This is a genomic window from Frankia gtarii, from assembly GCF_025403375.1.
GTDB classification, from domain to species: Bacteria; Actinomycetota; Actinomycetes; order Frankiales; family Frankiaceae; genus Frankia; species Frankia gtarii.
Genome location: NZ_JAMPTM010000266.1, coordinates 1 through 9087, shown reverse-complemented (window position 1 = coordinate 9087; position 9087 = coordinate 1). Strand labels below are relative to the sequence as shown.

Here is a 9087-nt window from a genome sequence, read left to right as displayed (position 1 = left end):
GGCAAGCAGGGCGCGGGCGTGCGCGAGCACGATCGGTACACCCCCGAGTTGCACATGTCCGCTTCTTTGAGGCCCGTACCGGTGCCGGCCCGTCCGACGGCGAGGTCGCCGCAGCTCAGCCCAGGGGTGTCGCGGCTCAACCTGCGGGTTATGAGATCACCGGTCGTTTGTCCGTCGACGTCCACCGGTGTCTGTCGGTCCTGGTCACGTCCGCAGCCAATGCCTGTAGAGGCCCACGCTCGTCCACCGCTGTACACCGGCTTGGCTGCAAGTGTGGCTGCCATCCGGGCCTGGCTCTTCCGACTGCCGGGCGGCTTCACGCTACGGGGTCGGGAAACCTATACCCTGGCCTTCGCTGACCTTGGAACGCTCCTGAACCAGCAGCCGGCTGTCATGTCCGCCCACGGCTGGAGGTCAAAAGATCCACTGGTTCCATCAACTTACGCGCGCGGCATGGCAGCCGGGCTGCACCAATGTCTCGGAGACTCCATCCCGTACAGGCCGGTACGGGACCCGGGGAGCCTTCGTCAAGAAGATCATGTTCCTTCGCCAAGACTGTCTGCCCGGTTCGGGCGTCGGTGAGCCCTTACCTGAAAACCTGACGGGTATCATAGCGTGACCGGCACGGCGCATCGGAGTGACGTGCCGCCGACTCTGTAACAACGGACTCTCCCCGCCGTGTAAGATGCTGCAGCTGATGACCGGAAGTCGGGGGGAAACCGGTTGAACTCAACGGCAAACGCAGTTCTTATGGCTGCTTCTGCGGGCGCGGGGCCGGACCGGCTAAACGATAAAGCTCCTACGAGAATTGCGATATCGCTGCTCATTCTCTTTTTAGCATCGGTACTGAGCTGGCTTCTTCGTCTGGCTGCCAAGCGAAACTCGGCGACAGCTCAAGTCCTTATCTTAGAGGATGCCATCCTCTGGGTGGACTGGATTATTAATGCGACTGTCGCTTTCTCGGTACTTGCAATAAAGGGCGACGGAGGCGATGTAACTACGAGCGAAGTGGGACTCCTTCTCGGTGTCATAATTGTAGTCTCGTTGATTATTCCCAATTATCTTCGCTGGTATGGAACGGATTCCGCCGGGAATTATCATACCTATCGAGGAATTGTTGCTTCTAATGTTATGGCTCTCGCCGTAGTAGTTGTGACGATAGCCGCTGGAGCTACTTTCTTTTAGATCGGGGGATTCTGTGCGTGGAGTGCGGCGATTGCTAAGTTCTGCGCTTTCCCATGCCGGCCCCGTGTCGATAGTGCTCCTTATTGTTGGCTTCGCCTACTACGCAACAGCAATCTTTTCCGACTATACGGTCGCAGCCGTTACAATGTCTGCGGCAATTTTCGTCGGAGTATCTAGCACTCTAGTAGTAGTTCAAATTGTTCGAAGTCAGATGCGAAGGGAAGTGCGGGAATTTTGGTTTAATCCTCGTTCGGAGCGGCAGAGACATCTGCTAGAAGTGAAATTGGGCGAGCTAACGGCCGGCGAACAACTGAAAGCCCTTCAGGTGGTTCTACGCGAGACCGACCTAAGTCGGGCGCAACTGAGGGAATTGCTACGGGATGACGGGAGAGACGTAAACGACCGGATAGAACAGACCTTAACAGCCTTGCTGCAAAGCCGAAGGAGACAGGATTGAGATTCCCTCTCGTAAACTGACGCGAAACCTTCTGATCCGTAGCCCTCGGCAGCCTGTCCACGGACGTCCATCGGCGTCCATCGGTGCACGTCACAGGGTCGGTGATGTCCACCGCCGTCCACTGACGTCCGCCCCCGTTGCAGTACAAATGCAGTACGGTGTTGGCTGCAAAGGTGCTCACGGAGCGTGGATGCAGCCGCGGGCTCCGGAGACTGTCACCGGTTCGTCCGAGGATTGTCCACGGCCTGCCTCTCATCTGATCCGGAAGGAAGGTCAGCCGGTGTCTTGGCGCCCGCCGCGTGAGTCCCTTGTGGCTGGCCCGCGGCTGGAACGGTACAGCCACCGCGTGGCGCGGATCTGCGATGGTCCGGTAGAGATCGGACTCCTGCTTGTCGTGCCGGAAGTCTATTCGGAGCAGACCGGCGGCGCCCTATGGTGGCGTCGGTGGTCAGCGGGCCGCCATGCAGCCATGCTTTACCTGGTGCTGCCGGGAACCGAGATCTCGTTCACGGACACGATCGTGCTACCCGACGACCTCCCTAAGGAGCTCGACGACTGGGATCTGGGGCGCCTCAGGTTCGTCGGCGAGATCTACCACCTGCGGTGGCTCGACGAGCGTGAATCCCGCCGCCTGGCCGTGGAGAAGTTCGGGATGGCAGCGCAGTCCTAGCCGTTCCTTCGCTTTCCGCGAACCCTAACGTACCGGCGGTTTTCTTGGCGCTCGGGCCGCTTCTGATACGTTCGGCAGACCAGCGTATTATGAGATCATTGGTGGTTCGTCCGCCGATGCCCGTGGACGTCCGCCGGTGCTGGTCGCGGGCTCGGCCTCGTCCGTCGAATCCCGTAGTCGTCTACCGTCGTTCGTGGGCTTGGCTGCCGCGCTGGCTGCCCCTGCCCCCACCGTGGATCGACCACCACGTGGAAGATCGTGGAGACTATTCGCCTGGAGCGGGACCGTCTTCCGCCTTGAGTCGAAAGGCCGCGCGAAGCTCGCGGAGCTGCTGCCTGTATGGATGGTGCTCGTTGTCGTCCCCATTAAGGGGCGGCTCCACAGCGGCGATCACGGCGGCTTCAATCTCGGCGGGGTCGCTCCTGGCTATCCAGGAGACGTGCAGGTGGGAGACCTGCCACCGGAGCAGCCAGTCAAGCTGGGCACGCGGCAGCAAGACCTTCTTTCCCTTCCTGTATGGAGTCAGGCCCCCCTCGATCAGAAGATGGGACGCGAGCGTGAAGCGGAAGGTTGAGGAACCCGTGTTCGCGGCGAGATGCTGACTCACGATGCGCCGCCGGAGGCTCGTGCTGGCGATGCCGACGTACAGCAGGCCAAGTCGCAGAGACGGATGAGCAGCCGTCGGAACCCCTGGGAGCACCCCGGGAGCCGCCCACCATGCGTACAAGCCTGGCTCGTCTGGCACCGATCTTGGGTCGGGGCCAAGAAGGCTGTTCACTGGCATGGGCGCTGCGCGTAGTACCTGACAGACTTCTTCGGCGGTCAGGGGTCCACCATCCGGGTTGTCCACCTTGCATAGTTTGGCGATCGGCCGCAGAAGATCAGCAGCGGGTGCACCCGCGCGGCAAGCACAACCATCTGATCCGTAGCCCTCGGCGCACCGTCTACGAACGTCCACCGACGTACACCGGTGCAGGTCACGGGTGTGGCGACGTCTACCGCCGTCCACCAATGTCCATCCCCGTTGCAGTACGACCGCCGTACAGCAGGCTGCCGGCCGGCGGTTACAGAGCGTCGACGGATCGAGTGGGATGGTTGGCCGGAATGCTGCCGCGTGCTTCTGTCTCTCGACTCCATGATCGGCCGCGTCGTCCGTTCCAGGTCGCTACAGGTATTCCTTGGCATAGCCGCCAAGATTTCTGGGTGTCCGGAGAAGAGGTCGCTGCAATCATCACTCCAGTTCTTGCTTTTTCGAGCATGGCGTGCCAGCGCCACGCACAGCCGTCGCGCGTCGCGGCCTACGGCTCCTTGATCCTAAAACGAGCAATTCGGCAGACACGACGTCAGACAGCGGCCTTCGTCGCCAGTGGGACGTCAGACACGTCAAACAGGCGGACACGATCGGTACCAGCCCAAGGCTGCACACGTCGAGGGCTCGACGTGTGTTCGGCGGGACCACGTCGTGATCACGGGTCGCGCGCCGGCTCCCGCTCGTCGATGAGCACCGCACCGAGCACTGGCCGCCGCACCATGTGCTTCCGTTCAAGCGGCCATCACACGCGACCGTTCTGCCGACAACGTCGACAACCGCCCGGTGGGGGTCCGTGCTCGCGATCCTTTTCGGCCGCCCACCGTGACCGGCTATCGGGCACACCCGACCCCGGCCTGACAGCCAGCCTCCTGGGACGTCCTGCTACGAAACGACGCGGAACGTTAGTGGGTCGACATCATGAGAACCCTCCCCGGAGATGGTAATAATGGTACCCGAATACTCGCCTGGACTGTCAGGCACCTTGACCGTCAGTCGCATCCTTTCCGGTGGTAATCCATAGGTCGAGATCAGACCCTTAGCTCGAATCGTTTTGGCACCCCCCTTGCCGATACGAGTATCACGGTACTCATGCTCGTCCGCCCAACCACTATGTAGGACTATTGGTTCGAATCGTGGGTCCAGATCGAACCAAACGTGCACATCCGTTGCCACGGGGTTTCCGTACCAATGGCCGCGATTGTTGAGCATGATCTCAATCCTGATCGTTTCTCCACACCTAAACACCGTGTCGTTGAGGTCGGGAGTTACCGAGCAGCGAAGGTGTGGTTTTGCTGTAAACCTCAGGCCGATCAAAGCGATATAGCCTGTAAACGTGGCGGTGATGACGGAGAAAGCAAGCGATGCAATGTCGATCTCCATGCCTGCGTCCATACCAAAGACTCCGTCCCCGCAACCGCTCAATGAGATCCAGACTATGAGGATCTTACCGAGCCAGTTGGTGCACCGAGACCGCTTTTCGAAACCGCTGAGGGTGGCACCCAACCCACCCACCTCGCGTCGCGATCGGGACGCCGTCCTCCATGGCGCCGGAGCAGTCCGCCGGGGGTCTGGCGGTGCGGTGGCGTACTGCATCCGAATCGTGCGGCGGGTGCGGGCCCGGGGGCGGCCCGATTGCCAAAAAATGCTGGCGAGAAGCCCGAATGATGCGCTAGCACGATCGGTACCACCCCCGGCTTGCACACATCAATAGTGATGCTTCAGCTCCACCGCTGCGTGCCCGGCGTCGCCGCCACCGGACTGCGGCGCTGAGACGCCTTCCAACGCGAGCGTGAGCTGGTCTTTCGGGATGGTGCGCCGCCGCCGGGAGCGGGGGTCGGCCGAGATCTCGCTCGCGAAGACCTTCACCCGCCGGATGATCCTGTAGGTGCCGGGTGGCCAGCCCACCGGGGCGTGGTCCACCGCCGTGACCTGGGCTCCGGCGAGCAGGTCCGCGGCCAGGACCAGCCCGGTGCGCGCCCAGCTCGCCGGCAACGGCCGACCGGCCTTCTTCGCCTCGTAGATGGAGGCCACGCCCCGCTTCGCCCGGCCGTAGACCTCCACATCCGTGGAGTCCAGGTCGATCGTCGGCCGGCAGGACCGTCTTTCAACCGCCCTCGACCCGCGCGTGTAGGAGAGCGGACCATCGTGAGCCGCCGGCTGCTGTGCCGGGCGATGTCCTCGACGGCTTAGCGTCTGATGATCCGATCCAGCCATTCGGTGAAGAGCGCGGCCTCGGCGTTGCTGAGCACTGCGACGTTGGGTAGGTCGCCGCGGAGCGTGACGGCGGCGGCTGTCGACGGCGCGCTGTTCACTGACCCGGAGCCGACCCGATGCCGCTACTCGCCGCACCCGGCGGCGGAGGACCTCGTCTCCGGCAGCGGCGCTCGACGAGCGCATCCGGCCTCGCGGATCCGCGAGGAGCGTGAATACCGCCGGGTTGGCCAGCGCGAACCCGATGTGCGCGTCCCATCCCGCGTGGAGGTCCGCGAGCGGGTCGTCGCTGTTCTCGGTGCGGGATCTCCCGGCGACGCACGTGGCGAGCACGTGCTCGGCGACGGCATCGAGCAGGCCGTCCTTGTCGCCGAAGATGCGGTAGATCGTCGGCGGCTGCACATCAGCCTCGGCGGCGACCGCTCGCGTGGCGACCGCCTCCGGGCCGCCGGTGCTTAGCAGCCGCGCCGCGGCGTCGAGGATCGACGCGCGCGTCCGTGCCCTGATCACGTCGCGGGAGAGAACGAGATCCCTCACGAACCAACGATAACAGGATCTTGTTATCGGTTCGTTGTTCGCGCCGGTGCTGGCCCATAGCCTGACGTGGATCGCGGCGAGCCGAGGACGCCTGGTCGGATTCGTCAACGTCGTCGGTGACGGCGGCGTGCACGCTTTCATCCTGGACACCACGGTGCACCCGGACGAGCACCGCCAGGGACTCGGGATACGTCTGGTGCGAGCTGCCGCGGACGAGGCGAGGGCTCGCGGTGCCGAGTGGCTGCACGTCGACTACGAACCACATCTGGAACCCTTCTACGAGCGGTGTGGGTTCCGGCAGACCGCTGCGGGTCTCCTGCGGCTGTGAGGCCGAACCCCTCCCATCGCAAGGTCCGGCCCGGCGCCTGGGCGTTTTTGCACCCGTCATTGGCCGAGGCAGATGTGGTGTGGTGACAGGAGCTTGCTGGCCCCTGGTTGAGGACGTGTGGGTGGCCGAGTTCGGATCTATCGGTTCGCTGGGATGCGGTAGACGGACACGTGGGAGCGGGATTCGGCGGTGAACTCGACTCCCTTCCAGTCGGCGTGCCTGGTCTCCAACTCGAAGCCGGCCAGTTGCCCCATGAGATCGAGCTCGGCTGGCCAACGAGGCCATCTGGGCAGCTCGGGCTGGCCATCTTCACCCGATCCCTACAAGCAGAAACGCGGGATCGGTAACGAGATTGAACAGATCGTCGGACTGGCCAGCTAAATCCGTAGGATCAAGCTCGCATCGAGAGCGGCGCTATATCGCGATTCGGTCAGGCCGGTGGGCAACCTGGCGCGTTCGCGGCCGGGGCAGAACCGCCTCCGGTCAGGCGCCGCCGGAGGCCGATCGGCAGAGCGGGCAGCGGTCGTTGCCGTCCCAGCTGTCCCAGCCGAAGTCCACAGGCGATAGTGCGGTGGCCTCCAACTCTGCGCGAACTGCCGCCCGGTAGCGCCAGACAGTGTCGAGATAGGGGTGGTAGGCGTCGTGGAATGCCGCCGACGACAGGCCAGCTCCCGTGGCGACCACGTGCCGCAACGCGCGCAGCCGCTCGAACATCGCCTGGCCAGCGCCGGCGACCGTCGCGGTGGCGTCGATGAACAGCCGCTCGCGCACGTCGTAGATGCCCGCGTCGGCCAGCACCGCCCGCGACGTCGCGTCGAGGTCACCGCTGCCGGCGCTGTCCTGGGCGATCTGGCGCAGCCGGGTGTGGCAGACACCCGCGGCCACGATGAACGCGATGTAGGCATCCCGCCGCCGCTGCAAGTGACCTCGGTCGTCATCGCGCCGGCCACGCAGATGATCGGCCAGGACGGTGCCGGCGATCGCGATGACCGCGCCGCTGGCGGTGGCAACCAGTGTGCCCCAGTCCACCGCACCCCTTCCCCTCTGTGCCGGTACAGGCGTAGTCCGGTGGAGGCTTACCTCTGCTGCGGGCGGCGGGCCAGCAGCTGTGCCTGTCGGCCTCGTTCTTCGTCTGTCGGTGCTCGCACCAGCTGGGCGACCTCGACCAGCCCTGCCTGCCCTGCCAGCTCGGTGAGATGGTCGGGTGGCCAGCGGTAGGCGCCGGTGACCCGGTGGTCGTAGGGGTGTACTCCGGCCGCGGGCTCGTCGGTGGCCAGGAAGCCGAGCAGCAGGTGGCCGCCGGGTGCCAGGACGCGGTGGACCTCGGCGAGGATGGCGGGGATGTCGGCGGGTGGGGTGTGGATGAGCGAGTAGCGGCACAGGGCGCCGCTGAGGATGCCGTCCGGCAGGTCCAGCGCGGTCATCGTGCCCACCTCGAAGCGCAGCTGTGGATGTGAGCGTCGAGCGATGGCGATCATCTCCGGCGACAGGTCCACACCGAACACGTCCAGCCCCGAGCGGTGCAGGTGGGCCGTTGCGTAGCCGGGCCCGCAGCCAAGGTCCGCGACCGGGCCGGGCAGGGGGCGCACGAGGTCGGCGAACGCGGACAGCAGCGCACGCTCCAGCGGTTGGCGGTCGAGCACGTCGACGAAAAGCTCCGCGTACATCTCGGCCACGCCGTCATACGCCGCCGCGACGGTCGCCAGATGGCTCGGGGCAGACTCGGTCATGGCCGACCATCCTAGGCGTGGGCCACACGATCATCGACCTGCCCACCAACGCGGCCAGAACCCTGCCCTCTACCGGGGCCGGTCTCACCCGACCTCCGCGAACTCCATGCCGCCGGCAGCCGGCAGCCGGCAGCCGGCTAGATCATCGCCGTTTGCGGCTGGTGACACGTTGAGGTGAGCCCCGAGGACGGACTACTCAACTTCGAGCGATCCCTACAGGCGCCGGGGAGGACACTCTCCTGGTCGTGTCCGTCATGACAGTTCACGGGGGCGACGCCAAGGGCATTCGTGATGAGCCGGGTCAACGTCCGTGCATGGACGATGACGCCTTCCTCGACCACGTCGCCGAGCGCCTCGCCAGCCTGCCCGGGGTTCAGGCGGTCAGCCTCGGCGGGTCGCGGGCCAAGAGCACGCACCGGCCGGACAGTGACTGGGACTTCGCGGTCTACTACCGGGGACGTTTCGAGCCCCAGGCGCTGCGCAACCTCGGCTGGTCCGGCGAGGTGGTCGAGGTCGGGGGTTGGGGCGGCGGCGTCTTCAACGGCGGTGCCTGGCTGGTCGTCGACGAACGCCGCACGGACGTGCACTACCGCGATCTCGACGTCGTCGACCAGGAGCTCGCCGCCGCGACCGAGGGCCGGTTCCGCATCGAGCCGCTGATGTTCCACCTCGCAGGCATCCCGTCCTACCTCGTACTCGCGGAACTCGCGGTCCGCCGGGTACTACGCGGCCAGCTGCCCACGGCGCACCACCCGGCGGCGTTGCGGGAACGGGCACCCAGGGTCTGGTGGGACCGGGCGCGGCTGACCTTCGACTACGCCCGGGTCAACCACGCCCCCCATAGCCGGCTGGCCCAGTGCGCCGGCCTGGTCGCCCAGGCGACCTCGCAGGCCGCGCACGCCGTGCTCGCGGCACGCGGCACGCGGCGAATGGGTCACCAACGACAAGACCCTGCTCACCCGCGCAGACCTGCGCCAGGTCGACCACTTCGTCGCAGACGCCCACACCCAGCTCCGCCTCGCCCGACCGCTGGCCCGCGACCTGCGCCGCCCCTGGGAGAAACCCGCACCGCCAGACCGGCTCGCACCCGCACGGGTCCGACGAGGATCCCGGAACATCCGCCCGGCCCTGCCCCTGCCCGCCAGCGCGCCGAAACCC

9 protein-coding genes and 3 pseudogenes are annotated in these 9087 nt (G+C 65.3%); 6 read left to right on the top strand and 6 right to left on the bottom strand.

Annotation, left to right across the window (positions count from 1 at the left end; genetic code table 11):
* The first annotated feature begins 750 nt into the window (after nucleotides 1–750).
* Both NBZ83_RS26395 and NBZ83_RS26390 read left to right on the top strand, forming a co-directional pair.
* On the top strand, nucleotides 751–1185 hold the full coding sequence (locus NBZ83_RS26395; RefSeq protein ID WP_261576002.1) for a hypothetical protein: 435 nt from the start codon (nucleotides 751–753) through the stop codon (nucleotides 1183–1185).
* A gap of 926 nt (nucleotides 1186–2111) precedes the next feature.
* Nucleotides 2112–2312, top strand: coding sequence for a hypothetical protein (locus NBZ83_RS26390; protein ID WP_261567418.1), 201 nt, complete (start codon nucleotides 2112–2114; stop codon nucleotides 2310–2312).
* A 265-nt stretch (nucleotides 2313–2577) separates the two neighbouring features.
* Here the strand turns inward: NBZ83_RS26390 and NBZ83_RS34035 are convergent, their stop codons facing one another.
* From NBZ83_RS34035 to NBZ83_RS26380, 3 genes are all read right to left on the bottom strand, one after another.
* Nucleotides 2578–3096 carry a GIY-YIG nuclease family protein gene (locus NBZ83_RS34035; RefSeq protein WP_261567417.1) on the bottom strand — a complete coding sequence of 173 codons (519 nt, stop codon included), beginning with the start codon at nucleotides 3094–3096 and terminating at the stop codon, nucleotides 2578–2580.
* Between the two features lie 909 nt (nucleotides 3097–4005).
* Nucleotides 4006–4503 carry a hypothetical protein gene (locus NBZ83_RS26385; RefSeq protein ID WP_261569497.1) on the bottom strand — a complete coding sequence of 166 codons (498 nt, stop codon included), beginning with the start codon at nucleotides 4501–4503 and terminating at the stop codon, nucleotides 4006–4008.
* Between the two features lie 324 nt (nucleotides 4504–4827).
* The gene (locus tag NBZ83_RS26380; protein WP_261569498.1) at nucleotides 4828–5184 is read right to left on the bottom strand and encodes a hypothetical protein; all 357 of its coding nucleotides are present in this window, start codon (nucleotides 5182–5184) and stop codon (nucleotides 4828–4830) included.
* A gap of 216 nt (nucleotides 5185–5400) precedes the next feature.
* Here NBZ83_RS26380 and NBZ83_RS26375 point away from each other — a divergent pair, with 216 nt between their 5' ends.
* Entirely contained in the window at nucleotides 5401–5793 is a 393-nt protein-coding gene (locus NBZ83_RS26375; RefSeq protein ID WP_261576001.1) for a hypothetical protein, read from the top strand.
* Here NBZ83_RS26375 and NBZ83_RS34030 read toward each other — a convergent pair.
* Nucleotides 5737–6012, bottom strand: a pseudogene (locus NBZ83_RS34030) (hypothetical protein); the annotation flags it as partial. The gene NBZ83_RS26375 and the pseudogene NBZ83_RS34030 sit on opposite strands and share 57 nt — an antisense overlap.
* Here NBZ83_RS34030 and NBZ83_RS26370 point away from each other — a divergent pair.
* Nucleotides 5918–6199 carry a GNAT family N-acetyltransferase gene (locus NBZ83_RS26370; RefSeq protein WP_261576000.1) on the top strand — a complete coding sequence of 94 codons (282 nt, stop codon included), beginning with the start codon at nucleotides 5918–5920 and terminating at the stop codon, nucleotides 6197–6199. The pseudogene NBZ83_RS34030 and the gene NBZ83_RS26370 sit on opposite strands and share 95 nt — an antisense overlap.
* Before the next feature lie 483 nt (nucleotides 6200–6682).
* On the opposite strand, the gene NBZ83_RS26365 is transcribed toward NBZ83_RS26370, so the two are convergent.
* Together NBZ83_RS26365 and NBZ83_RS26360 are read right to left on the bottom strand one after the other, a co-directional pair.
* Complete coding sequence (locus NBZ83_RS26365; RefSeq protein WP_261569501.1) at nucleotides 6683–7228, bottom strand: CchlQ; 546 nt, start codon at nucleotides 7226–7228, stop codon at nucleotides 6683–6685.
* Nucleotides 7229–7275: 47 nt separating this feature from the next.
* Nucleotides 7276–7929 (bottom strand): class I SAM-dependent DNA methyltransferase, encoded by a 654-nt coding sequence (locus NBZ83_RS26360; protein ID WP_261569502.1) that lies wholly within the window; start codon nucleotides 7927–7929, stop codon nucleotides 7276–7278.
* Between the two features lie 254 nt (nucleotides 7930–8183).
* Here NBZ83_RS26360 and NBZ83_RS34675 point away from each other — a divergent pair.
* Nucleotides 8184–8381: pseudogene (locus NBZ83_RS34675) on the top strand (nucleotidyltransferase domain-containing protein); the annotation flags it as partial.
* 538 nt (nucleotides 8382–8919) lie between these two features.
* Nucleotides 8920–9087, top strand: a pseudogene (locus tag NBZ83_RS26350) (NF041680 family putative transposase); the annotation flags it as partial.